Source organism: Microvirga sp. 2MCAF35, assembly GCF_052115545.1.
Classification (GTDB): domain Bacteria; phylum Pseudomonadota; class Alphaproteobacteria; order Rhizobiales; family Beijerinckiaceae; genus Microvirga.
In genome coordinates this window covers 22420-46871 of sequence record NZ_JBFRGW010000034.1, presented here as the reverse complement: position 1 = coordinate 46871, position 24452 = coordinate 22420, and the positions used below count along the sequence as shown (strand labels likewise).

The 24452-nt window shown below is 61.8% G+C and carries 21 protein-coding genes and 2 pseudogenes; 9 read left to right on the top strand and 14 right to left on the bottom strand.

The genetic code is table 11. From position 1 onward, the window contains the following. Positions 1-82 precede the first annotated feature (82 nt). Complete coding sequence (locus AB4097_RS16465; RefSeq protein ID WP_442041457.1) at positions 83-1015, top strand: IS481 family transposase; 933 nt, start codon at positions 83-85, stop codon at positions 1013-1015. Between the two features lie 78 nt (positions 1016-1093). Then, positions 1094-1969 (top strand): aldose 1-epimerase family protein, encoded by an 876-nt coding sequence (locus AB4097_RS16460; RefSeq protein WP_442041455.1) that lies wholly within the window; start codon positions 1094-1096, stop codon positions 1967-1969. Positions 1970-2015: 46 nt separating this feature from the next. Here the strand turns inward: AB4097_RS16460 and AB4097_RS16455 are convergent, their stop codons facing one another. Further along, on the bottom strand, positions 2016-2336 hold the full coding sequence (locus AB4097_RS16455; RefSeq protein ID WP_442041459.1) for a response regulator: 321 nt from the start codon (positions 2334-2336) through the stop codon (positions 2016-2018). Positions 2337-2506: 170 nt separating this feature from the next. Between AB4097_RS16455 and AB4097_RS16450 the strand changes: the two genes are divergently transcribed. Next, a complete protein-coding gene (locus AB4097_RS16450; protein ID WP_442041453.1) occupies positions 2507-2710 on the top strand; it encodes a hypothetical protein in 204 nt (67 codons plus the stop codon). 91 nt (positions 2711-2801) lie between these two features. On the opposite strand, the gene AB4097_RS16445 is transcribed toward AB4097_RS16450, so the two are convergent. Next, positions 2802-3011 (bottom strand): hypothetical protein, encoded by a 210-nt coding sequence (locus AB4097_RS16445; protein WP_442041451.1) that lies wholly within the window; start codon positions 3009-3011, stop codon positions 2802-2804. 249 nt (positions 3012-3260) lie between these two features. On the opposite strand from AB4097_RS16445, the gene AB4097_RS16440 reads away from it, so the two are divergent. Then, a complete protein-coding gene (locus tag AB4097_RS16440; protein WP_442041449.1) occupies positions 3261-4448 on the top strand; it encodes a YihY/virulence factor BrkB family protein in 1188 nt (395 codons plus the stop codon). A gap of 138 nt (positions 4449-4586) precedes the next feature. Here the strand turns inward: AB4097_RS16440 and AB4097_RS16435 are convergent. The 7 genes and pseudogenes from AB4097_RS16435 to AB4097_RS16405 form a co-directional block, all read right to left on the bottom strand. Further along, positions 4587-5357: pseudogene (locus AB4097_RS16435) on the bottom strand (GDP-mannose 4,6-dehydratase); the annotation flags it as partial. 219 nt (positions 5358-5576) lie between these two features. Then, positions 5577-6504, bottom strand: a pseudogene (locus tag AB4097_RS16430) (MDR/zinc-dependent alcohol dehydrogenase-like family protein). A gap of 172 nt (positions 6505-6676) precedes the next feature. Further along, entirely contained in the window at positions 6677-6967 is a 291-nt protein-coding gene (locus tag AB4097_RS16425) for a hypothetical protein (protein WP_442041447.1), read from the bottom strand. 66 nt (positions 6968-7033) lie between these two features. Then, a complete protein-coding gene (locus AB4097_RS16420) occupies positions 7034-7495 on the bottom strand; it encodes a hypothetical protein (protein WP_442041445.1) in 462 nt (153 codons plus the stop codon). A gap of 98 nt (positions 7496-7593) precedes the next feature. Beyond that, the gene (locus AB4097_RS16415; protein ID WP_442041443.1) at positions 7594-9138 is read right to left on the bottom strand and encodes a SpoVR family protein; all 1545 of its coding nucleotides are present in this window, start codon (positions 9136-9138) and stop codon (positions 7594-7596) included. Beyond that, positions 9135-10439, bottom strand: a complete 1305-nt coding sequence (locus AB4097_RS16410) for a YeaH/YhbH family protein (RefSeq protein WP_442041441.1) — start codon at positions 10437-10439, stop codon at positions 9135-9137. The genes AB4097_RS16415 and AB4097_RS16410 overlap by 4 nt, the downstream gene beginning before the upstream one ends. 29 nt (positions 10440-10468) lie before the next feature. After that, a complete protein-coding gene (locus tag AB4097_RS16405) occupies positions 10469-12415 on the bottom strand; it encodes a PrkA family serine protein kinase (protein WP_442041439.1) in 1947 nt (648 codons plus the stop codon). A gap of 580 nt (positions 12416-12995) precedes the next feature. On the opposite strand from AB4097_RS16405, the gene AB4097_RS16400 reads away from it, so the two are divergent. From AB4097_RS16400 to AB4097_RS16385, 4 genes are all read left to right on the top strand, one after another. After that, a complete protein-coding gene (locus AB4097_RS16400) occupies positions 12996-14060 on the top strand; it encodes an NAD(P)-dependent alcohol dehydrogenase (RefSeq protein ID WP_442041437.1) in 1065 nt (354 codons plus the stop codon). Between the two features lie 241 nt (positions 14061-14301). After that, complete coding sequence (locus tag AB4097_RS16395) at positions 14302-15366, top strand: hypothetical protein (RefSeq protein WP_442041435.1); 1065 nt, start codon at positions 14302-14304, stop codon at positions 15364-15366. A 138-nt stretch (positions 15367-15504) separates the two neighbouring features. Then, on the top strand, positions 15505-15840 hold the full coding sequence (locus AB4097_RS16390; RefSeq protein WP_442041433.1) for a hypothetical protein: 336 nt from the start codon (positions 15505-15507) through the stop codon (positions 15838-15840). An 89-nt stretch (positions 15841-15929) separates the two neighbouring features. Then, a complete protein-coding gene (locus AB4097_RS16385) occupies positions 15930-16844 on the top strand; it encodes a YihY/virulence factor BrkB family protein (RefSeq protein ID WP_442041431.1) in 915 nt (304 codons plus the stop codon). Between the two features lie 3 nt (positions 16845-16847). Here the strand turns inward: AB4097_RS16385 and AB4097_RS16380 are convergent, their stop codons facing one another. Together AB4097_RS16380 and AB4097_RS16375 are read right to left on the bottom strand one after the other, a co-directional pair. Continuing rightward, positions 16848-18563: a catalase gene (locus tag AB4097_RS16380; protein WP_442041429.1), complete on the bottom strand. Its 1716-nt coding sequence runs from the start codon at positions 18561-18563 to the stop codon at positions 16848-16850. Between the two features lie 211 nt (positions 18564-18774). Beyond that, a complete protein-coding gene (locus AB4097_RS16375; RefSeq protein WP_442041427.1) occupies positions 18775-19074 on the bottom strand; it encodes an HlyU family transcriptional regulator in 300 nt (99 codons plus the stop codon). Positions 19075-19342: 268 nt separating this feature from the next. Here AB4097_RS16375 and AB4097_RS16370 point away from each other — a divergent pair, with 268 nt between their 5' ends. After that, positions 19343-20179, top strand: coding sequence for a transglycosylase SLT domain-containing protein (locus AB4097_RS16370; protein ID WP_442041425.1), 837 nt, complete (start codon positions 19343-19345; stop codon positions 20177-20179). A gap of 60 nt (positions 20180-20239) precedes the next feature. Here the strand turns inward: AB4097_RS16370 and AB4097_RS16365 are convergent, their stop codons facing one another. The 3 genes from AB4097_RS16365 to AB4097_RS16355 form a co-directional block, all read right to left on the bottom strand. After that, positions 20240-21028, bottom strand: a complete 789-nt coding sequence (locus AB4097_RS16365) for a hypothetical protein (protein WP_442041423.1) — start codon at positions 21026-21028, stop codon at positions 20240-20242. Between the two features lie 413 nt (positions 21029-21441). Then, positions 21442-22917 carry an aldehyde dehydrogenase family protein gene (locus tag AB4097_RS16360; RefSeq protein ID WP_442041421.1) on the bottom strand — a complete coding sequence of 492 codons (1476 nt, stop codon included), beginning with the start codon at positions 22915-22917 and terminating at the stop codon, positions 21442-21444. A gap of 2 nt (positions 22918-22919) precedes the next feature. Then, the gene (locus AB4097_RS16355; RefSeq protein WP_442041419.1) at positions 22920-24116 is read right to left on the bottom strand and encodes a fumarylacetoacetate hydrolase family protein; all 1197 of its coding nucleotides are present in this window, start codon (positions 24114-24116) and stop codon (positions 22920-22922) included. Between the last annotated feature and the right edge of the window lie 336 nt (positions 24117-24452).

The window sequence follows — 24452 nt, the reverse complement described above, 5'->3', positions numbered from 1 at the left end:
TGTGAGATCTGAGGAGGTTGTTCATCCCGTCTGAGGGCCTGAAGGTGGTCGTTGCGACACGAACCCCTGACGGACCTGAGAGATGAACAACCCGCACCAGAATGCCCGCACGACCCGGCTGGGTCGAGCGGAAATGATCCGCCGCATCATTGAGGACGGTCAACCTATCCGAGAGGTAGCCCGAGGCTTCGGCATCAGCGAGCGCACCGCTCGCAAGTGGCTGGCCCGCTTCAAGGCCGAAGGGCCAAGCGGACTGGAGAACCGCTCGTCCTGTCCCAGGACAGTAGCCAATCGCACGGCCACGTACTGGATCGGCGTGATCAAAATGCTCCGTCGGGAGTACCGGCTCACCGCTGAGGAGATCGCCGGAAAGCTCAACCTCGCCCGCTCGACCGTGGCGGCCTGGCTCACCCGGTGCGGCTTGGGTCGCTTAACGGCCTTGGAGCCGAAGGAGCCGCCGCGGCGCTATCAGCGTCAGCATCCTGGCGAGTTGATCCACCTGGACATCAAGAAGCTGGCCCGCTTCGAGCGGGTCGGCCACCGCATCACGGGTGACCGGCGCCATGCCAGCACAGGAGCAGGCTACGACTGCTTCCATGTGGCCATCGATGACGCCACCCGACTGGCCTATGTCGAGGTTCTGCCGGATGAGACCCGCCGCTCCACCACGGCCTTCCTGGTGCGGGCGCTGCGCTGGTTCAGAGCGCGCGGCATCCGGGTCGAGCGGGTGATGACAGATAACGGGTCTGGTTATGTCGCGCGACTGTTCCGGAAGGCGCTGCGGCTGCTTGGGATCCGGCACATCCGCACGAGACCGTACACGCCGAAAACCAATGGCAAGGCCGAACGCTTCATCCAGACGCTGCTGCGGGAATGGGCCTATGCGATCCCGTTCAGTTCATCCCATGCGAGAGCCGCTGACCTGCCGCGGTGGCTGACCTGGTACAATCAGCAGCGCCCGCATGGTAGTCTTGGCCGGCGAACACCGGCTCAGGCCCTCGCCGGAACAACCTGATCAGAACCCACATCTAGCTTGCGCCGCCTTTAGCCGATATTCCTTTTTAGGCGGAGATTGAAGTCTAGGAGCTGCCGGATGAGCATTACCATTTCGAGTCCCTTTCTTCGGGCTGAGGTATCGGAAAAGGGCGCGGAACTCGTGCGGCTTCAGGATGAGCAAGGCCAGGATCTCTTATGGGACGGTGACCCAGCCGTCTGGACCGGTCGCTCCCCTTTATTGTTTCCCATCGTCGGTCGTGTGAGGAATGACCGCGTCAGAGTCGACGGATCGGAATACGGGCTCCCGAAGCATGGATTTGCACGCACCTCCCTCTTCGAAATCAGAGAGGCCGAACCGTCCCAATGCCGGTTCGGCCTCGTTGCCGACGAGGCCACGCTTCAACAATACCCGTTCCCGTTCGAACTTGAGGTATCCTATAGGATTGAAGGCAATACGCTGACGATTACGGCTGCGGTGACCAATCCGGGATCCTCTGTCATGCCCGTTTCCTTTGGATTCCACCCGGCCTTTCGCTGGCCCTTGCCCTATGGTGCACCGCGGGAGGCGCACGCAATCCGTTTCGAGCGCGAAGAGACGGCTCCGGTCCGTCGGCCGGTGGACGGGCTCATTAGCCGAGATGTCGAGGAAAACCCTGTTCAGGGGCGGATGCTCCGCTTGCAGGATCGATACTTCGAGACGGATGCTCTTGTCTTCGACCGACTTGAGAGCAGGTCGGTCACCTATGGCGCGCCCGCTGGCGGTTCGATCCAGGTCGACTTTCCGGACATGCCGCACCTAGGCATCTGGACCAAGCCCGGGGCAGGTTTCATCTGTATCGAGCCGTGGCAGGGCCATGCAGATCCCGAAGGCTTCGACGATGAATTTGCCGCCAAGCCGGGCGTCGTTCTCCTTCAACCGGGCGAAACACGGAACTTCACGATGGCTATCACTGTCAGCAGCGCCAGCCTTTAAGCCTGGCGATACTCTGCCCCGACAGCCCCATCACGATTATCAGCCGTCAATGGCTCGTCACGAGTTCGCGGATGCATCTGACTACATCTTCGCTCGAATAGGGTTTCGGTACGAAGCGCCCGTCGTCAGGGATCTGTTCGGGAAGCGGTTTGTGGTAAGCGGACGAAATCAAGAGCGAGATATGCGGCCAGCGTTGCTGGACGTTCTCGGCCAAGTCCAGGCCGTTCATGGTTCCCGGCATATCGATATCCGTGAAGAGCACCTGCACGTCATGAGAGCAGGTTTCCAGTACGGCCAAGGCTACATCGGCATTCGCGGCCTCCAGCACGTGGAAGCCGGCATCCTGCAGATCCTCTGCGGCCGCCATGCGCACAAGGAGCTCATCTTCGACGAGAAGAACCACAGGCGTATCATCTGAATAATTGTTCATCATGAGCGATGGAACGAAACTAACCTATGTTAGTTCCTACTGCTCAGGTGGCTTTTAAACGGGGGAGCCGGGCTATGGCGTCGCACAAGTTCAAGGTTGGAGATCAAGTGCGATTGGTCAAGCTTGCGAGCACGAACACCGTTGAGGCTTTTCTCAATCTGGTGACGGCCATCGACGTCACCCGATCCCAGGACATATGGGAGATCACTCGCCTTCTTCCCGCCGACAGCAACGGCTTCCAGTACCATATTAGGGGCGATCAGGCGGGCCCGGATCGCCTGGTCCGGGAAGAGCAGCTCCAATCCGCCTGATCCGGGAATATCGTCAGATCAAGATGTAAGCATCGCCTGGTCAGTTCGTAATCGGCGATGCCTTCTTTCAAGCCGTATGACGACGGCCGGCTCAGCTCGCTTTGCGAAGCGGGGTTTCATCCACTTGCTTGACCGCTGGCCTAGTCCGGCTCCGGAACTGGTGCAGTTCCTGCCGAACCGTCTCGAGAACCGGATCGAAGGCCGGTCCATGCTCCTTCGCGATCTCGACAAGCACGTCGATCGCCCGAAGCAGGCGCTCCTCGGTCACCGGCTCCCACTTGCGTCCTGACCAATCGTCCATCTCAGACCCTCCTCATGGATTGGGAGAGACACTGATCCAGAGAATCTTGCATCCGGGTTAAAGGCGCCATCCAAAGTGCAGACATGCACAGCCCTCTTAAGAGCCCGGCCTGTGGTACTCCACAACGGCATGAAAGTTCATTGGCCTCCCTGCCTTCGATAAGTGCGTGGAACCGCTGCGTTATTCGGGAGGTTTACGGTTGAACCAGGCCGTTTGGCCGGCAACCGATCAATGAGGCTGTGTTCGACTATGGCAGACAATCCGGCTATCCAGCAACCTGGACCGCGGCAATCCTCCTCCTCTTCGACTATCACGACCATGTGGGCTGTGGTTCTCGGATGGGCCCTTGTGCGCCTTGTCGCGAGCGGGGAGCGCCCTGCTCCATTGTCTCCCCAGCCTTCTTCGCCTCCAGCGCGGGGGCAGGCGCAGCGTCGGAATACAGGGTCGGATATCGGCGAGAAGCAGCATGCTCCGCCTCACGCGGCCGCCGAGAAGGGCCGCGGGCGAGCCGCGGACACGCCGACAGAGATTCCCGCGCGAGGATGGAAGGACATCCTGTGGCGCACCTATGAGGAGTTCAACAAGGACCGTGTTCTGTCGGTTGCCGCCGGGGTGACCTATTACGCTCTGCTCGCCGTCTTCCCTGCGATTGCCGCCCTGGTCTCGATCTACGGCCTCTTCGCGGATCCGGGCACGATCCAGGATCATCTGAACACCGTGTCCGGTGTTCTCCCTGGCGGCGCCCTCGACATCATCCGCGAGCAAGTGACGCGGATCGCCTCGAAGGGAGGCGGGACGCTCGGTTTCGGGTTCATATTCGGCTTAGTCTTGTCTCTCTGGAGCGCCAATGCTGGGATGAAAGCGATCTTCGATGCCCTCAACATCGTTTATGGCGAGGACGAAAAGAGAAGCTTCGTTCAACTGAACGTGCTGTCTCTTTCCTTCACCCTGGGGGCCATCGTTTTCATTCTCTTCGCTCTCGCGGCAATCATCGTTCTCCCTATCGCCCTCAACTTCATCGGCCTGGGTTCGGGCACCGAGTGGCTTGTGTCTCTTGCGCGCTGGCCGATCCTCCTGATCGGGGTGATATTCGGGTTGTCGCTCGTCTATCGCTTCGGCCCCAGCCGTGACAAAGCGGAATGGCGCTGGGTTACGCCTGGTGGGATCGTTGCTGCCGTCCTGTGGCTTGCCGTCTCCATGCTCTTCTCATGGTACGTGGCGAATTTCGGAAGCTATAACGAAACCTATGGTTCGCTTGGCGCGGTGATCGGTTTCATGACATGGATCTGGCTGTCGACGACTGTGGTTCTGCTCGGCGCTGAGATCAATGCTGAGATGGAACATCAGACGACTAAGGACACGACCGAGGGCACTGATCAGCCCATGGGGACACGTGGTGCCGAGATGGCCGATACCATAGGCGTGGCGAAGAGCTGAATGCCTTGTATCACCCACAAGAAAGGCGCTCCCAACGAGCGCCTTTCTTGTTTGCACGCTCATCCTGCCATGCAATGAAAAAGCGCCGTCAAAAGCCGGCCTTTTCAGTTTGCCAAAGAAAGCATGAGACGCACTGATCTACCCGGCTGAGACTGCATCACCTAGATTGGGCATCTTGTGAGATCGACCATCATCGGCATGATCCTCCGAGAACCATGCAATCGTCGACTTCAAACCTGAATCGAGAGATGTCCGCGGCGACCAACCGAGAAGCTTCTTGGCAAGGGAGATGTCAGGGCGCCGGCGGCGTGGATCGTCTACCGGGAGCGGGCGCTTGACAACGCACGAGGATGATCCCGTCATCGCGAGAACCTTTTCGGCCAAGTCGCCCACCGTCAGCTCCACTGGGTTTCCAAGATTCACCGCCCCGGGGAACGGCCCATCATAGGCCATGAGGCAGAGGAATCCTTCGACGAGATCCGAAACGTAGCAGAACGAGCGCGTCTGGCTTCCATCACCGTAAATCGTGATCTCCTCACCCGCGAGAGCCTGGCAGATGACGTTCGAGACGACACGGCCGTCATCGGCCCGCATGCGCGGCCCATAGGAATTGAAGATCCGTGCCACGCGCACATCGGCTCGCCCTGCACGATCGAAGTCGAATGTAAGCGTTTCCGCTGCCCGCTTTCCCTCGTCATAGCAGGCGCGTGGGCCGGTCGGGTTGACGTTGCCTCAATAGCTTTCCGTCTGCGGATGAACCTCGGGATCGCCGTAGATCTCGCTTGTCGACGCGAGGAAGAAACGCGCATGGATCGATCCAGAGAAGGTGAGAAGGTTATGCGTCCCGAGGACGCTCGTCAGCATGGTATGCTCGGGGTCTGCCTGATATTGCGGAAGACGCCGTCGACACCAAGGTCAAGAATGTCATCGAGGCTTGAAACCAGTTGCGCGTCGGGCACCAATGTCCCGGCCTCGGCGACCAGTCCGCGATAGCAGCAACGTCGGCAACTCCGGTGCCGAGGATCGCCTGCATACGATGCCGTCCGATCCAGCCAACCCCAAGGAAGCCGAGACTCGGACGCGCGAGTGGGGTTACGGAATTCGCCTTGAACACAGCCTGTCGCACCATCAGTACGTCACCAGGACCTTGAGGAAGCCGTCCGCCCGATCGCGCGTGGCATTGAGCTCTTCGTCGAGCCGCTCCAGAGGGTAAGTGTGAGTGTAGAGGAAGCTTGGATCGAGGCGCCCCGACGCGATGGCATCCACAGCCGCACGCAATCCCTGCACGTAAATCTTCAGGTCGCGTTCATGCGCGTTGATCATGTCGATGCCGCGCCAGTTCCAGAGCCACATGTTGACCTGACGGGGACCATCCTGGTGGTACCCGGCGATGATCAGCTTGCCGCGTTCGCGGGTCAGCTCGCCCGCGATATCGAGTGGCCATTGCTTCCCGACTGCTTCGATCACCCGGTCGCAGAACGTGCCGCCGGTCAGTTCCTTGACCCGCTCAATGATCCCATGATGATCCTCCATCGGGATCGTCTCGGCCGCGCCCATGCGGCGTGCGAGATCGCGATCACCCGCGCTCCGGCATCGGAGGCGAGCTTGGTGAGAATGACCCCGAGAAGACCGATGCCGATGATGGCGATCGTCTGCCCGGCCTCGATGTCGCTGCGTTGAAAGATGTTCATCGCACAGCCGAGCGGTTCGCCAGGAAAGGGCTGGCCCGCCAGGGCATCCAGCAAGCGCACGACCGCATCGGCTTCGGCCAGATCGTATTCGGCATAGGACTTGTAGGAGAGCGCCGCGACCCGGTCTCCGACGGAGAGGCCTTCCACACCCTCGCCGACCGCGTCCACGAAACCCCAGGCTTCATGTCCGAGTGCTCCCGGCTCGGTCGGATACTGCATCCATTCAGGGCCGGCCCATGGCGTCAGGTTCGAAGCGCACACGCCGCAGCCTTCCAAGCGGAGCCGCACCTGTCCCGCCCCGGCACCGGACGCGGGACCTCGCTGATCTTGATCTGCCCGGGTCCTGTGAGGATGGCGACCCGCATGGTTCCCGGAGCCCCGGCCGGCTCATCGCTCCCCTTCGACGAAGATGTGGAAATGTCGTCGCTGGCAGCACTCTCTTTCAGCAAGTCTGTCCCTCCAGCATAATCGCCCGAGCAACTAGAGACCGGGGGGGAGACTTCAAGGCTTGGCTGTTCGTGACAGGGTGTTGTGATCTCACGCCGCAATCCGGGCGCACATCTCTGCGGTGTATGCCGTGCGTGCCCTGCCGTCGGGCACCAGGCCCTGTTCCCCACACCACGTCGCGAACGCGGCGGGCTCGATCATGATGCGTTCGACCCGAAGCCCCGCCTGCCGGCCGACGGATTCGTTGTTCTCGGCCGAGGCCAGCCAGACCTCGTAGGTCGAGGCAAGATTATGCGGATCAATCATCATGGCGCGGATGCGAGGGTAATCCTCCCGGCTGTACCAGGGCAATCCGATTCGGCGCGGCGGCGTATCCGTCATTCGTCAAGTCTCCGAACAATCGGCACCGGGCCCACTGATCAGAAGGCTCGGTGCCGCGACATTCTTTCAGCTCAGCAGGTAGAACACTGCCGGGGCGGCTGTGAGCAGCCCAGCCGTCGTGAACAGCATGAGCCGATGATCGGGATTCGCGATGCGATGGACCTTCCGGGCCGTCGAGCCGGCTTCCATGCTCCAGCCGTTCATGCAGGAGCAGAGGAGGCGATGGGAGGCGCCTTCCGACAATTCGAAAAATTGCATGGCGTCCCCGAGCGTGTCGCCCTTCAGGCCGGCGGCGCGCAGGACCGGATCTTCGAACGCAACCGTAATGGGGGATTCGTCCGACCTCAATTCCGGCCGCTTGTCCTTCGGGACGAACTCGATCTCGCCCAGTGACCTCAAGCGCCGTTTCGGCTGGCGCTCCAAAACTTCGGCCCAACGCTCGAGGCGTTCGCGCCGTGACAGGAAACCTTGGCTCAACTCATGCACTTCAGCGACGCTACGCAGCTTCTCTACAGGCTTGTGTTCCATAGGTATTCTCCTGCAAGGGAGCCGACCCCGAAACCAGGGCCGAGCCCAGGAATCCCTATGGTCGCGCGAGTCCCAGGCTTTTTTGCGTCAAAGTGTCTTTAAAAGAGCGTTTCGTGCGGGTGAGCCACGTGCTCCTGGAAGATCGCCCCGGTCGCCGGCTCCACCTCTTTCAGCACTACCGCATAGCCCCAGAGATTGGCCACCATCTGAAGGACCCGCTGGGCGTCGTCCTTGTGCAGCAGGGTCCGGTTGAGGACGTGATGGTGCAGGATCAGGCGCCTGTCTCCGGCGAGATCCACATCGACCACCTGGATGTCGGGATCACTCCAGCCGACGTCGTAATGGCGCGATAGCGAACGCCGCAGACGCCGGTAACCCCGCTCGTCATGGATCGCCTCGATCATGAGTTCAGGCTGGTCCGGGTCATCGACGAGATGGAACATGCGCCATTGCCGGATCAGGTGCGGGCTCAGGAACTGCGAAATGAAGCTCTCGTCGCGATAGTTCGCCCACACGTCGCGCAGCACAGCCATGGCATCGCCGCTGCCGGCGATGTCGGGGAACCAGTCCCGGTCCTCTGCGGTCGGCTTAGTGCAGATGCGTTCGATGTCCTGCATCATGCCGAAGCCGAGAGCGTAGGGATTGATGCCGCCGTAATGCGGGTCGTCGAATTCGGGCTGCCGAGTGACGTTGGTGTGCGACTGCAGAAATTCCAGGAAGGAGCCGTCGCTGATCTGGCCTGTCTCGTGCAGGCGGGTCATGATGCGGTAATGGCAATAGGTGGCGCAGCCCTCGTTCATCACCTTGGTCTGGCGCTGCGGATAGAAATACTGCGCGATCTGGCGCACGATGCGCAGGATCTCGCGCTGCCAGGGCTGAAGGCGCGGCGCGGATTTCTCCAAGAAATACAGGATGTTTTCCTGCGGCAATTCGAGAAGTGCGCGGCGGCGCTCCTCGCTCAGCTGCGGCTTGGCGGTCGCCCCCTTGGTCGGTACCGTGCGCCACAAATCGTTGAAGGTCTGCTCCTGGTGGAGATGGCGCTCTCGCTCCCGGCGCTCCTCCGAGCGCAGGTCGGGCCGTTTCTTGCGCGGATAGCGGTGCACGCCGTGGGACATCAGGGCATGGGCGGCATCGAGAACGCGCTCCACGGCCGCATGTCCATAACGCTCCTCGCAGCGCGTGATGTAACCCTTGGCGAATTCGAGATAATCGAGGATGCCATCCGCGTCGGTCCATTCCTTGAACAGGTAGTTGTTCTTGAAGAAATGGTTGTGGCCGAAGGCCGCGTGAGCGATGACGAGGGTCTGCATCGTCGCCGAGTTCTCCTCCATGATGTAGGAAATGCACGGGTTCGAGTTGATGACGATCTCGTAGGCCAAGCCCATGAGCCCCTGGCGATAACTCGATTCATGCATGGCGAAGCGCTTGCCGAAGGACCAGTGCTTGTAGAACAGGGGCATGCCGATCGACGCATAGGCGTCGAGCATCTGCTCGGCGGTGATCACCTCGATCTGGTTCGGATAGACGTCGAGCCCCAGCTCGCCAACCCCGATAGTCTCGACGGCATCATGGATGCGCTGGATCGTGCCGAAATCCCAATCGGCCCCATGAAAGAGCAGGTTGTCTTGCTCGATGACGCTCATGGCACCCTTGCTCCTGCTTCCGCATCGCGCCGGCGGAAGAGCTCCCGGAAGACCGGATAGATCTCGCGGCGGTGGTTCACCTTGCGCATGGCGAGGTTGGCCCCTTGCTCCAGGAGCGACTCATAGGTCTGCCACAGGGACGTCTTATGGTTGATGAACCCGGTCTGCATCCGGTCGCTGTCGCTGCCGACTTCCAGATAGGCGTAATATTGGCAGACTGGCAGGATCACGTTGCGCAGCAGGGTGGCGCTGGTAGCGCCGTCGTTGGGCGAGTTGTCGCCGTCCGAGGCCTGGGCGGCGTAGATGTTCCACGCATCCGGCGAATAGCGTTCCTCGACGATCCGCTGCATCTCGCGCAAGGCGGAGGACACCACCGTTCCGCCGGTCTCGGGGCTGTTGAAGAAGGTCTCCTCGTCCACCTCCTTGGCTTCGTGGGTGTGGCGGATGAAGACGATCTCCACGTGCTTGTAGCGCCGGGTCAGAAAGATGTAGAGCAGCATGTAGAAGCGCTTGGCCAAGTCCTTCATGTGCTCGGTCATGGAACCGGAAACGTCCATGAGACAGAACATGACGGCTTGGGCGACGGGTTTCGAGACGGGCTCGAAGCGGCGATAGCGCAAATCGATGGGATCGATATAGGGGAAGCGCTTGGTGCGCAGCTGCAGCTGCTCAAGTTCCTCACGAAGGGCGGTCAGCCGCTCGGACGGGCCTTCCTGCTCCTCGATCCGGGCGATCTCCTCCTGAAGACGGAGCAGGTCCTCGGATTTCGGCCGCCGCATGGCGATGCGGCGGGATAGGGCATTACGCATCGAGCGCAGCAGGGCGAGGTTCACGGGAGAGCCGGTGACCGTATAGCCGGCCCGCCGCAGCCCTTGCGTCTCTACCGTCGCCACGCGCCGTTTGGCGAGATCCGGCAGTTCCAGGTCGTCGAGAAAAAGATCGAGAAACTCGTCTCGGGTCAGGACGAAGCGGAAATCGTCCTCACCTTCGCCGCTATCGCCGCCCGCCGCGCCGCCGCCGCCTCCGGGCGGCCGTTCGATGGTATCGCCCTCCACGAAGCGCTTGTTGCCGGGCAGGATGTGATCATGCACTCCACCTTCGCCCGACCGCCGGAAGCTGGGCTCGCGAACACCCTCGGCCGGGATAGAGACCTCCCCTCCCCGTTCGAGATCGGTGATGTCCCGATCGCCTGCGGTCTGGCGTACGGCCCGCTGGATCTGCGCCTTGGCTCGGCGCAGGAAACGTTGGCGGTTGGCCAGACTCTTGCCCCCTGGGTTGAGGCGCCGGTCAATGATGTACATAGGAACGCCTGATCTGCCTCCGTCTTCCGTCAGCCCGCCTGCTTCACGCGCATGTACCATTCCACCAGACGCCGCACCTGGCGCTCGGTGTACCCGCGCTCCATCATCCGCTCTACGAACTCTCCGTGCTTCTTCTCCGTCTCGCTGTCCTTCTTGGAACCGAAGCTGATCACGGGCAGCAGCTCCTCGACCTGCGAGAACATGCGGCGCTCGATCACGTCGCGGATCTTCTCATAGCTTGTCCAGGACGGGTTGCGGCCCTGATTGCCAGCGCGCGCGCGGAGCGAGAACTTGACCACCTCATTGCGAAAATCTTTCGGATTGGCGATGCCGGCGGGCTTCTCGATCTTGGTCAACTCCTGGTTCAGGAGTTCCCGGTTCAGGAGCTGGCCGGTATCGGGATCCTTGAAGTCCTGATCCTCGATCCAGGCATCCGCATAAGCCACGTAGCGGTCGAAGAGATTCTGGCCGTAATCGTGATAGGATTCGAGATAGGCCTTCTGGATCTCGTGGCCGATGAAGTCCGCGTAGCGCGGCGCCAACTCGGCCTTGATGAACTCCAGATACCGCCGCTCCACATCCTGAGGCAGCTGCTCGCGCCGCAGGGATTGTTCGAGCACGTACATGAGATGGACTGGATCGGCCGCCACCTCGATGGTGTCGTGGTTGAAGGTGGCGGACAAGACCTTGAATGCGAAGCGGGTCGAGACTCCATCCATGCCCTCGTCGACGCCGGCGGAATCCTTGTACTCCTGCAGGCTGCGCGCGCGGGGATCGACCTCGCGCAGGCTCTCGCCGTCATAAACGCGCATCTTCGAGTAGAAATTCGAGTTCTCGTGCGCGCGCAAACGCGACAGGACCGAGAACCTGGCCAGCATTTCCAGCGTGGCCGGAGCGCAGGGCGCTCCCGCCAGTTCCGAACTGCGGATCAGCTTCTCGTAGATCTTCTGCTCCTCCGTGACCCGCAGGCAGTACGGCACCTTGATCACGTAGATGCGGTCGATAAAGGCCTCGTTGTTCTTGTTGGTGCGAAAGGTTTGCCACTCCGCCTCGTTCGAATGCGCCAGGATGATGCCACTGAACGGGATAGAGCCGATATTCTCGGTGCCGACATAATTCCCCTCCTGCGTGGCAGTGAGCAGGGGGTGCAGCATCTTGATGGGCGCCTTGAACATCTCGACGAATTCGAGAATGCCCTGATTGGCGCGGTTGAGGCCGCCGGAATAGCTGTAGGCGTCGGGATCGGCTTGGGACAGGGTCTCGAGTTTCCGGATATCGACCTTGCCCACGAGGGACGAAATATCCTGGTTGTTCTCGTCTCCGGGCTCCGTCTTGGCAATGGCGATCTGCCTCAGGCGGGATGGGTTGATCTTCACCACCTGGAACTTGGAAATGTCGCCCTTGAACTCGTCGAGCCGCTTGATGGCCCAGGGGCTGAGCAGATTGGTCAGGCGCCGGCGCGGAATACCGTACCGCTCCTCCAGGATCGGCCCCATCTGCTCCGGATCGAAGAGGCCGAGCGGGCTCTCGAAGACCGGGCTGATCTCGTCGCCCGCCTTCAGAATGTAAATAGGATTAACCTCCATGAGAGCCTTCAGGCGCTCGGCGAGAGAGGATTTGCCGCCGCCGACCGGGCCGAGCAGGTAGAGAATCTGCTTGCGCTCTTCGAGGCCCTGAGCGGCATGGCGGAAGAAGCTCACGATCATCTCGATCGTCTCTTCCATGCCGTAGAATTCGGAAAAGGCCGGGTAAACCCGGATCGTGCGGTTCATGAAGATGCGGCCGAGGCGGGCGTCCTTCGCGGTATCGACAAGCCGGGGCTCGCCGATCGCCGCCAGAATGCGCTCGGGAGCGCTCGCATACATCATGGGATCGTTGCGGCACCCCTCCAGGTAGTCCGCCAGGGACATCTCCGCCTCGCGGCGGGTCTCATAGGTCTTTAGGAAACTCGAGAACAGGTCGTCGGAATGATGCATGGCGCCACCGAAATCCAATCCCTCTCAGAGACAACTATTGTGCACCGCTAAGGTTGCTCAGACCATACGATACTGACGATGCGGTCAAATGATGCGGCGTACTCCTTTTGTCATGGCGGAGTAAAAAGCAGGTCGCGACAGGTTCCGCTCTGTCCGGGTCAACCCGTTCGACTTGAAGATAGGCCCGCCCTCGGCATCTAGCCTCGCGGATTGCGGGCGGGACAGCAAGCTAAAGTTTCTGGCAGACATCCGAAAATCCACTGTGCCGCATGGCCGCCTGCACATGATGTGGTTGTCTGCCGTATGTTCCTGCAAGGCTTTTACCGGCCGGCAACCCATCAATTGAGCGTTACCGTCATTTAATCGCGCCGGTTCTTAACCGAGGCTGAATCCGCCCTCATCCATGGGTGACGCAGGATCCATGCCCTGGGCCGAATGAATGTCTCGAACAAACATCCCGTTCATCGGTTGACGGGGGCCTGATCGAACCTATCGTCTGTTGCGCTTGAGTGCTCTGTGGCGCCCTCGCGCCGTGGCAGAACCTGCCTTTTCGACGACCGATAATTCGGAGAATTTTCCCGTGACCAAAGCTTTCGGCTATGCCGCCCAGGATGCGACCACCCCGCTTGCCCCGTTCAGCTTCGAGCGCCGGGAGCCCCGCGAAAACGACGTCCAGATCGAGATTCTCTATTGCGGCGTCTGCCACTCCGATCTGCACACCGCGCGCGAAGAATGGGGTGGCACTCTCTATCCCTGCGTGCCAGGCCACGAGATCGTCGGCCGCGTGACGCGTGTCGGACCGGGCGTGCAAAAATTCAAGGAAAGCGACCTTGTGGGCGTAGGCTGCATGGTCGATTCCTGCCGCACATGCCGCAGCTGCCGCGAGGGCCTGGAGCAGTACTGCGAGATCGGCTTCACCGGCACTTACAACGGGCCAGAGCAGGGTACGGGCGCCAATACCTATGGTGGCTATTCCAACAGCATCGTCGTCGATGAGAGCTTCGTCCTGAGGGTTCCCGAGGGCATGGATCTGGCCGCCGCAGCGCCTCTTCTCTGTGCAGGCATCACCACCTATTCCCCCCTGCGCCGCTGGCGCGTACAGGCCGGACACAAGGTTGGCGTGGTCGGCCTCGGCGGCCTGGGCCATATGGCCGTCAAGCTCGCGCGGGCCATGGGTGCGCATGTGGTGCTGTTCACCACCTCGCCCAACAAGCGGGAGGACGCGCTCGCCCTCGGAGCCCACGAAGTGGTCGTGTCGCGGGATCCCGAGGCCATGAAGGAGCATTTGAACAGCTTCGATTTCATCCTCGATACCGTCGCCGCCCCGCATGACCTCGACAGCTACCTGGTGCTGCTCGCCCGTGACGGCGCCATGGTGCTCGTCGGCGCCCCGGCCGAGCCTCATCCGGCCACGACGGTGTTCAACCTGATCATGAAGCGGCGCCAGCTTGCCGGCTCCCTGATCGGCGGCATCGCCGAGACCCAGGAAATGCTCGATTTCTGCGCCAAGCACGGCATCACCTCCGAGATCGAGATGATCCCGATCCAGAAGATCAACGAGGCCTATGAGCGGATGCTGAAAAGCGACGTGAAGTACCGCTTCGTCATCGACATGGCCTCGCTGAAGCAGGAGGCTGCAGCCTAACTGCAACGGCGCGCATCACAATGCTGGTCTACGGCGATGTGGAACATTCCGTTACGGTAGGCACCAAACAGGCTGCCATCCCGAACATCCTGTCCGACATCCATTCCATGCCGCCCGGAATTGCGCGGCATGGAACATTGGTGACGGCCTTCATCCAAGTGAGCAACTCGTTCAGGGGCTCATCGACGCCGAGTTTCACGAACTCGGCGTCGACACGCTTTCGGCAATTCATCGGGACGGCATGGAATGCCTTTCCCGTCTTGCCCACGCGATCGATCAGTCATGGCGAAGCGGGTTCAGGGAAGGCTCCCTGCCCCGGGATTTCCTCGACAAGCTCCTCAGCTTCGATCCCTCTCGGATGATCAACATCAAGCAGGCGGAAGGCTACGCCTTCTATGCCCTTTATCCGGAGAACTATCTGGAAGCAGCCAGAGCTTCGGGTTTGGGCATCGACACCCAGGTTATCGGCATCCGCAGCATCGGCACGGGCCTCGGCGCCCTTGTGGCAGCCGCCCTCGGGGCTCCGCCGCCTTTCACCCTTCGTCCCACGGGCCATCCCTTCCGACGGGAGGTGAAGGTGGATCCGGGGCTTGTGAAGAAACTGGCAACCCAGGACAGATTATTTGCCATCGTGGACGAAGGACCCGGACTCTCTGGCAGTTCCTTCGGGGCCGTTGCCGACTGGCTGGAAGAGGCCGGCGTGCCACGCGAAAGAATTCACTTCTTCCCAAGCCATGAGGGCTCGCTCGGACCCCAGGCCAGCCCCCGCCACCGGGAGCGGTGGAGCGTGGCGCCGCGCCACGTCCGCACCATGGACGACTTCCTGCTTGGCGGGGCTCCCCCTCACAGCCTGGCCGCCTGGGTGGAGGACCTCGTTGGCCCGCTGGATGGCCCTCTTGAAGATATATTGGGCGGCAAATGGCGTCGGCACCGCTACCAGGACGAGACGATCTGGCCGCCGTCCAATCTCCAGCAGGAGCGTCGGAAGTTCCTGGCACGGGCCAAAGGCGCGTCCTGGCTGGTGAAATTTGCAGGCCTGGGAGAAACCGGGGCCAAGAAGCTCCAGATGGCCCGGCACCTGCACGAGGCAGGTTTCGCGCCGGATGTCGCGGGCTGGCGCCACGGCTTTCTCGTGCAACGCTGGCATGAGGATGCGCGAGGCCTGGATCAGGCTACCTTCGACCGTGATCGCCTGATCGAGCGGGTCGGAGCCTATCTGGGCTTTCCTGCCCACCATTATCCTGCTGAAGGGCAGCCGGGCGCCCCGTTGGACGAACTGCGCCACATGGCGCTCTACAACACATAGCAGGCCCTGGGACACGATGCAGGGGCAGCCCTGGATCGATCCTTGCCGTCTGCGGCGGGCCTTGAGGACAAGGTCCGCCGGGTCCGCTCCGATAACCGGATGCATGCCTGGGAATAGCTGGTATCCGGCGACCGGCTCATGAAGGCCGATGCCCTGGACCACAGCGCCGCCCACGATCTCATCGGCCATCAGGACATTGCCTGGGACATCGCCGGAGCCATCATCGAGCTGGAGTTGTCCGGGCCGGAAACCATCCGGCTCTGTGTCGTCACCGAGCGGGAGAGCGGCCATCCGGTTTCTCCCGAATTGCTGGCCTTTCTGCTCCCCTGCTATTGCACCTTCCACATGGGCTCCCACCTCATGGTCGCAGGCGCGCTCGGAGTCGGGGAAGAGGCTCGCCTGCGCAGGGCGGCGGACCGTTACGGACGGCTTCTGCGGCAGCATGAAAGCTTGGGCCTGGGAATCCGACCTTAACAGGAACAAGGGAAAGTTCCTGCCCGTTAACGGCCAAGGCAACACATTCACCATGCCGGGCGCGCCTGCCCGGCAGGATCGGTCCCTGCATGTTCTCCGACACTTGGCGGCTCTTGAAGGTGGCATTCGCAGGCTGGTGGAACGACCGAGCCATGAGCCTTGGCGCTTCCATCGCGTTCTTCACCGTCTTCTCCCTCGCCCCGATGCTGCTCGCCGCCATTGCGGTCGCCGGGCTGGCCTTCGGGCGGGACGCCGCCCAGGGCGCCATCGTCGGCGAGCTGGGGGGATTGATCGGAACCAAAGAGGCCTCCGCCCTCGAGGCCATGATCGCCAGCGCCAGCAACGTGGGCTCGGGCGTGATCGGCACCACGATCGGCATCGTGACGTTTCTTCTCCTGGTGACCGGTGCCGTCGTCGAGCTTCAGGACGACCTGAACATCATCTGGAAGACAAAACCGCCCGCGAGCTACGGGATCCTGGATTTCGTCCGCACGAGGCTCGTCAGTCTCGCGTTGATTCTGGGCATCGGCTTCCTGCTGCTCGTCTCACTCGTCATCGACACCGGATTGACCGCGATCGGGCACTATCTCGAGTCCAACTTCTCGGGTGCGACGGTCATCCTGCGCTTCCTGAACAGTTTGGTGGCCTTTGCCATCGCGACTCTCCTGTTCGCGATGATGTTCAAGATGCTGCCAGCCGTGGACCTGAGATGGAGCGACGTGTGGACCGGCTCCCTGGTGACGGCCCTCCTGTTCACCATCGGCAAGTTCCTGATCGGGTATTATCTCGGCAAGAGCAATGTCGCGTCGAGTTACGGTGCCGCCGCCTCCATCATCACGATCCTGCTCTGGATCTATTACTCGTCCCTGATCCTGCTCTTCGGGGCCGAATTCACGAAGGCCTATGCCGAGAGTCGCGGGAGCCGGGGTCAGGGGCGCTCGCCGGAGCCTGAAAAGGAAACGGGCCGGGAGATCCCGACCCGTTCCCCTTCGACCATGGCCTGAGGCCTATTCGGCCGCCTGACGGTTTGCTGGCGCGGTCGGCACGTTGCGCATGCCGCCCAGCACCTCCTCGGCCGAGGCCTTGTAGTTCTTCACGGAACTCGTCCATTGACCCCATACGGTCGGGTCGATCTTGTCGCCGTTCCTGCCGAGATTCTGCAGACGGTGCTTGTCCTCGTCGGTCAGGACCTGCTTCGGCAGCGGCTGAAGGTTCTTCACGTCGTCAGCCTTGATGCCGAGCATCTCGCCGACACGGGTTCCGTAATCGTCATGCACCAGCAGGAGATGCCACACCATGCGCTCCTGCACATCCCGCTCGCACTGGCCCAAGAGCGTGCCCAGGTTGAGGACGAGATCGTCCCGCTCCCAATCCATCATGGTACAGTAGCGGCCTCGGGCGTGGATGTAGTCGTTGCGGCGCTCAATCACGCTGCGGGTCAGCCGTCCATGCACTTCCGGCGGATTGTTGGGCTCCTCGCGCGGGGATTCATGCAGGCCGTTATGGATCGAGGGCTCGAAGTTGATGTGCGGGTTCTGCCCCGGGGCCAGGTCCCGGCGGTAGGACATCTGCCCGCCGTTCAGGTTGGTCGACACCTTGGCATTCTTGGCCTGGTTCACCGGCAGCTGCAGGTAGTTCGTGCCGACGCGGTAACGTTGCGTGTCGGAATAGGAAAAGGTCCGGCCCACCAGCATCTTGTCGTCCGAGAAGTCGAGCCCGTCCACGAGGACGCCGGTGCCCATGGCGATCTGCTCGTTCTCGTTGAAATGGTCCTCCACATTGCGGTTCAGGGTCATGACGCCCACGTGCCGCAGAGGGAAATCCTTCTCCGGCCAGATCTTGGTATCGTCCAGCGGATCCCAGTCGAGCTCCGGGTGATCATGGTCTTCCATGATCTGTACGTACACGTCCCATTGGGGATACTCGCCGCGCTCGATGGCCTCGAAAAGATCCTTGGAGGCCGAGCCGAGATCCTGCCCCTGCACCTTGGCCGCTTCCTCCGCCGTCAGGCTCGCCAGTCCGCAGCGCGGATGGAAGTGGTACTTCACCAGCACGGTGTCCCCCTGGGAATTCACCATCTTGTAGGTGTTGACGCCGAAGCCCTCCATGTGCCGGTAGCTCGCCGGAATGCCGCGCGGGCTGAACAGATGGGTCAGCATGTGCATGGATTCGGGCGTCTGGCTCATGAAGTCGAAGATGCGGTTCGGCTCCTGACGGAAGGTGACGGGATCCGGCTTCAGGGAGTGGATGACATCTGGAAACTTGATGGCATCGCGTATGAAGAACACTGCCAGATTGTTGCCGACGAGATCCCAGTTGCCGTCCTCGGTATAGAATTTTACTGCGAAGCCCCGCGGATCGCGTGCCACTTCCGAAGAATCACGGCCACCGATCACGGTCGAGAAGCGGATGGCCAGCAGGGTCTTCTTGCCGGCGGTCTGGAACAGCTTGGCGCGGGTATATTTCGAAGCCGGTTCGTCGCCGATCTTGCCGGTCGCCTCGAATTCGCCGTAGCACACGAAGCCACGGGCATGGACGACCCGCTCCGGGATGCGCTCGCGATCGAAATGAGTGATCTTTTCGAGGAACTGGTAATTCTCCAGCGTGGCCGGGCCACGGCTGCCCACGGTGCGCTGGGATTGGTTGTTGGTGATAGGATGGCCCTGCCTGTTCGTCAGGACCTGATCCGACGTTCCCGACGGCGCTTGAGGGTTCTTGGCCATGGCGATCTCCCTTGAATGACCGGTTGATAGCGACACGCCCCCCAATTAGGATTGTATGGACGAAGGGCAATCAGCGCCAATCGATATTCCTGACCCGCATGATCAGATTATCTGATTGAGCGCTGCTTGCGGCGGGAGCACGTTGCGGAGGCAACCTCCGGCAATCGCAATGGTTGCGGGCACCAGCTTCACGCGGCGGATTCAGGATCGGTCATCGGAACATGCGGTCGCCCTGCTCGTCGATGATCTGCTTGCCCTTGGCGATCGCAAATGTGGCCGCTTCGTCCTTACTGGGATGCGTCTCGGCCCGCACGAAGCGGTGCTCCTTCATGCCCGTGTCGAAATCCTTCTCGATCACGCCGGCGGTCTGGTACCCGCCCTTGGCGGAATAGGGCGCCGGCCGGATGCGAAAGCCCTTGTACTCCACCGCCTCAGCGGCAGGCTCCTCACGCTCGCCTGTGCTGCCTCCGCCCGACAGGCGGCTCCAGAGGTTCTTCAAGATCGATGCCATTGCTGTCCCTGAACAAGGGTTGATTCGAGGGACGGAGCATAGCCGGGACACGACAGAGGAGCGAATCCTCCAGACCTTCCTGCCCAGCGGCATCGCCCATGCACATCGCTGTCGGAGCAATGACGATGCGATGAAAATCCGCGTCTCTGCCTTTGTTTCCCTCGCCGCCTGGATCATTGTGCTCTTGGCGGGACGAATGATCGCCTATCTGTAGCTTGGCACGTCGCTTTCATTCGTTTGCTCTTCAGTTTTCCGAGCGGGGTCTTTCATGCGCTTCCGGCTGGCGCTTTGCGGAATTCTTCTCTGCTGCGGCACCGCCATGGCCGATCCCGGAACATCCTCGGAGAGTGTCGAGCACGCCCTATGTCGGCTGATCGAGGGCGCCGCGCGGAGCCAGCGGATCCCCCACGATCTCCTCACCAAGCTTATCTGGCAGGAGAGCTCGTTTCGTCCCCATGTCGTCAGCCCTGCAGGCGCGCAGGGCATCGCACAGTTCATGCCGGGCACCGCCCAGGAACGGGGATTGGCGGATCCGTTCGACCCCGAACAGGCAATCCCGAAGGCCGCCGAGTTCATCGCCCATCTGTCGGAGCAGTTCGGCAATCTGGGCCTCGCAGCGGCCGCCTATAACGGAGGACCTGCGCGGGTGACCTCTTGGCTCGCCGGCCAGGGCGGATTGCCCACCGAGACCAGGAACTACGTCATCACCGTCACGGGCCGTTCCGCCGAGGATTGGGCCGCCGATGTCAAGGAGAGGAAGAATGCCGATTGGGATTCCTCCGGACAGACATGTCAACAGATCGTCGCCACCCTGCGCATTCCTGGACGTCGCGAGACGATCGAGGCCCCCTTCGCTCCGTGGGGCGTTCAGCTCGCAGGTAATTTCTCAAAGGAGCGAGCTCTAGCCACGTTCAGGCGTACGAGTCAGGCCTACGCTTCTCTCCTGAAGGATGTGCGGCCGATGATCATCGGCACACGGCTGCGCTATCGCGGGACACGCACGTTCTATCGTGTCCGCGCACCGGCTGAAACACGGCAGGCGGCGGAGCAATTGTGCCGCAATATTCGCACGGCAGGCGGCAGCTGCATCGTCCTGCCCAGCTGAAAAAGCCTGCACCACGCGAATGGTGCAGGCTCTCGATTGTGAATCTGTCCGACGAGTCGATCAGCGACGCTGCGGCCGAAGCGAACGGGCCAGCTCGCGGATGACATTGTCCTCGATGTTGAGGTTCAGATCATTGTCATCGCCGGCTTCGTCATCACCGAGATCCGCATCGGCCGTGGCGGCGGGCCTGGACAGAACACCCCGTTGCGGCTGCTGCGCAACCCTCTCATTGGGCTGTGCGGGCGCCGTCGGCGCATTGCGTTGTCCTGGCCCGGCTTCCGCCGGGCTGCGCACGGGTGCATGTGGGGTATAACCGCGTGGAGCGGAATAGCGGTTCTCAAGCGTGTCGAGCAGGCTGTTAAGAGCCGCGTTCGACATCGGAACATCGGGAGCCTGAGGCGCCCCTTCCAAGGCGATGGACCGATTTTGATAAGCCACTTCCGTCGTGACATCAGAACCGAACCATGACAGGGGTCGGAAATCCCTGGCTTCTTCCTCGCTCTCGAACGGAACAGAGATCAGGTCCAGCGGCCCTGGAGTCACGAAACGGACAATCTGAATGTCGCGCGTGCCGACGGTGAGATGGGTGAGCAGATAGTCGAGCTTGCCGGGTGTGACATCGAGAAGAGCCTCGGCATGGGCGCGCGGCACCTCCGTGCGCTCTTCGATCGGCCCGCTGGGACCTGAGTGAAGCAGAACGAGGCTGCCCTTGTCGCCTTCCACCACCACGAAGGAGCTGCGATCAGCCTGATTGGGGAAGTGGCCTTCCGTGACACGATTGCCTCCCCGTTCCTTGCGGATCAGACGCGCAAGCGATGAAGCAATGAGATAACGTCTGGAAGTAACCATTTTAAGTTCTCTACTATTGATGGAGTGCCGCTCACCGGCTCGCAGAACTAGCAGCATCCATTCTCAATAGAACGAAATTGCAATTCAAATCTCTACGCCGATAAGCTTGGATTTGAGTGCAACAACGTTTACCACTGCAGGAGTTCGAGCCTGTAAGTACCGGTTCTCTTGATAGCCTATGATGGCGTTCCCATGGCAAAGTTCAATGCATGGGGCCAAAAGCTGCCCGAGTTTTGTCGATAAAGTTAACGCCGCTCCAGGTGAAGGGCGGACCCTGCACTGAAACTGCAAACACGATTACCGCTTCGAGTCTGGAGAAGCGGCTCTCATGCATGTTGATCAATCACATAAGTTAAAGGCCTCGGCATCTCGCTGGAGATACCGAGGCCATGCGATGCGTGAAGGTAATCGCGTTACTCGCTGGACTTCGTCTTCGGCACGTAGGGACCGTTGCCGTCGAAGGTGTAGGCCGTCTTCACCGTGGTGTAGAACTCCTGCGCATAGCGGCCCTGCTCGCGAGGACCGTATGACGAGCCCTTCCGGCCACCGAACGGCACGTGATAATCCACGCCCGCCGTCGGCAGGTTCACCATCACCATGCCGGCTTCCGCATTGCGCTTGAAGTGCGAAGCATATTTTAGGCTCGTGGTGCAGATGCCCGCCGACAGGCCGAACGGCGTGTCGTTGGACAGCTCCAGCGCCTCGTCATAATCCTTCGCGCGGGTCACGGTGGCAACCGGTCCGAAGATCTCCTCGCGCGCCACACGCATCTCGTTGCTCACCTCGGTGAACAAAGCCGGCGCCAGATAGAAGCCGGGCGTGTCGCGCTTCAGGAGTTCGCCGCCTGCCACCAGCTTGGCACCTTCCTCCTGGCCGATGCGGATGTACTTCAGATCCTGGTCGAGCTGGCTCTGATCGACGACCGGGCCGATATGCGTGCCGGCCTTCAAGGCATCGTCGATGACGAGCCCCTGCATGCGCTCCTGCATGGCGGCCACGAACCGGTCGTGAATTCCCTCGGTCACGATGAGACGTGAGGAGGCGGTGCAGCGCTGGCCGGTGGAGAAGAACGCGCTGTTGACGGCGCATTCCACCGCCACCTTCAGGTCGGCGTCGTCCAGCACGATCATGGGGTTCTTGCCGCCCATCTCGAGCTGAACCTTCTTCATCGGATCGGCCGTGATGCAGGTCTGCGCCACCTTGCGGCCGGTCGGCACCGAGCCGGTGAACGAAATGGCCGATACCTTGGGGCTCTGCAGCATCGCTTCGCCGACCACGGAGCCACGGCCCATCACCAGGTTGAACACGCCCGCCGGCGCGCCGGCGCGGGCGATGATCTCGGAAAGCGCATGGGCCGAGCCCGGCACGAGGTCGGCGGGCTTGAACACCACCGTGTTGCCGTAGGCGAGCGCCGGGGCGATCTTCCAGGCCGGAATCGCGATGGGGAAGTTCCACGGGGTGATCAGGCCGACGACGCCCACCGGCTCGCGGGTGATCTCCACGTCGATGAAGGGGCGCACGGACGGCACCTTCTCGCCGGCCATGCGCAGGCACTCACCGGAGAAGAACAGGAAGATCTGCGCCGCGCGGGTCACCTCGCCGATGCCCTCCGGCAGGGTCTTGCCTTCCTCACGCGAGAGCAGGCGGCCAAGCTCTTCCTTGCGGGCCAGGATCTCATCACCGACAGCCTTGAGGATGTCGTGACGCTGCTGGATCGTGGAACGCGACCAAGCCGGGAAGGCGTCGTAGGCGGCGGCAATGGCGCGCTCGGCCTCGGCCGCGGAGGCGCGGGCGTACTCGCCGACCACGTCGGTGGTGTTCGACGGGTTGATGTTGGCCGAGGCGTCCGTGGCCGAGACCCACTCGCCGGCAATGTAGTTCTTCGTCATCGTTAACCTGCCTGTCTGGTGTTGAGGAGGCCCCGCTGGGCCAGGTTGGTCATGAAAGCTCCAAGGCCGAAGGTCCACGGCTCGCATTCGGAGCTCGGCTTCATGCGGTTCACGAGCGCTCCAAGTTTGGGCGCCGCGATGGTGACGATATCGCCGCGCTTGTGCGTGAAGCCCATGCCGGCATCGTCCCGGTCCTGCGTGGGAGCGAACATGGTTCCAAGAAACAGGGCGAACCCATCCGGATATTGATGGTGAGCGCCGACCGTCTGCGCAACGAGATCCTCGGGATCACGGCTGATCTTGGTGATCGACGACGAGCCTTCGAGCTTGAAACCATCCTCGCCCTCCACGGTCAGCATCACGTCGGTCCGGCGGATATCGTCGAGGGAGAAGGTCTCGTCGAAGAACCGGATTAACGGACCGACCGAGCAGGACGCGTTGTTGTCCTTTGCCTTCGAGAGGAGCAGCGCCGAGCGGCCCTCGAAATCGCGCAGGTTCACGTCGTTGCCCAGCGTCGCACCGACGATCCTGCCTTCGGCGGTGACGATGATCACCACCTCGGGCTCGGGATTGTTCCAGGTGGATTTGGGATGCAGACCCGCATCCATGAACGCCCCGACGGCCGAGAGGGTCGGAGCCTTGGTGAAGACCTCTGCGTCAGGACCGATGCCCACCTCGAGATACTGGCTCCAGGCCCCTTGCGCGACGAGCACCTCCTTCAGGGCCATGGCCTCGGGCGAGCCCGGCTTGAGCCGGCTCAGGTCGTCGCCGACGAGGCGCAGAACCTCGGCCCGGATGGCCGCGGCCGCGCTGGCATCGCCCCGCGCCCGCTCCTCGATGACGCGCTCCAGCATGGAGACCGCGAAGGTGACGCCGGCCGCCTTGACGACCTGGAGGTCGATGGGGGCGAGCAGCCAAGGCTTCGACGGATCCCGACGATCTGGGGACGTGTTGCCTGCAATCTCTTCAAGGGACCCGACCCGCTCGCCTTTGGCGGCCTTCAGGACGCCCGCCGGATCGTCCAGGGCGGCCAGGCCGCTGACCGTGGAGCAGGTGGCGGAGATGTCGAAGAGGCCATCTTCCCTCACCGCCACGACCGAGGGCCCGATGCCGGGACGCCACACGCGTCCGACAAGGGCGCCCTGGAACCCATCCGCCGGCAGAATTCGGGCTATGTTCGTCGAAGACAGATGGTCCATCGGCTGGCGCTCGCTTTCCGTTTTGCTGTTCAGAGTCGTTTCCCCAGAGCACGGGCCCGATGGGTCCGATGCTCCCCTGTGATGGGCGCATGGCTCAGTACGGGACCGGAGGCTCGCCAGATACGCTTTGCGTCCTTGATATAACCGCCGGGGTGCAGGGGGCTATAGGGAAAATGACTTTCTCCGGCTTCGAGCGAGGAAAGTGTAAACCCGCGCTCTTCGCCATTTCGCATCAAAGTTGCGGCGCGCGAACCCATAGGACCGTCAGCGACCCGACCCCCCGTGCGGATCCGTCCGGAGAGCGGAGAGTTAACCCGGCCTTGAAAGTGTGCTTTG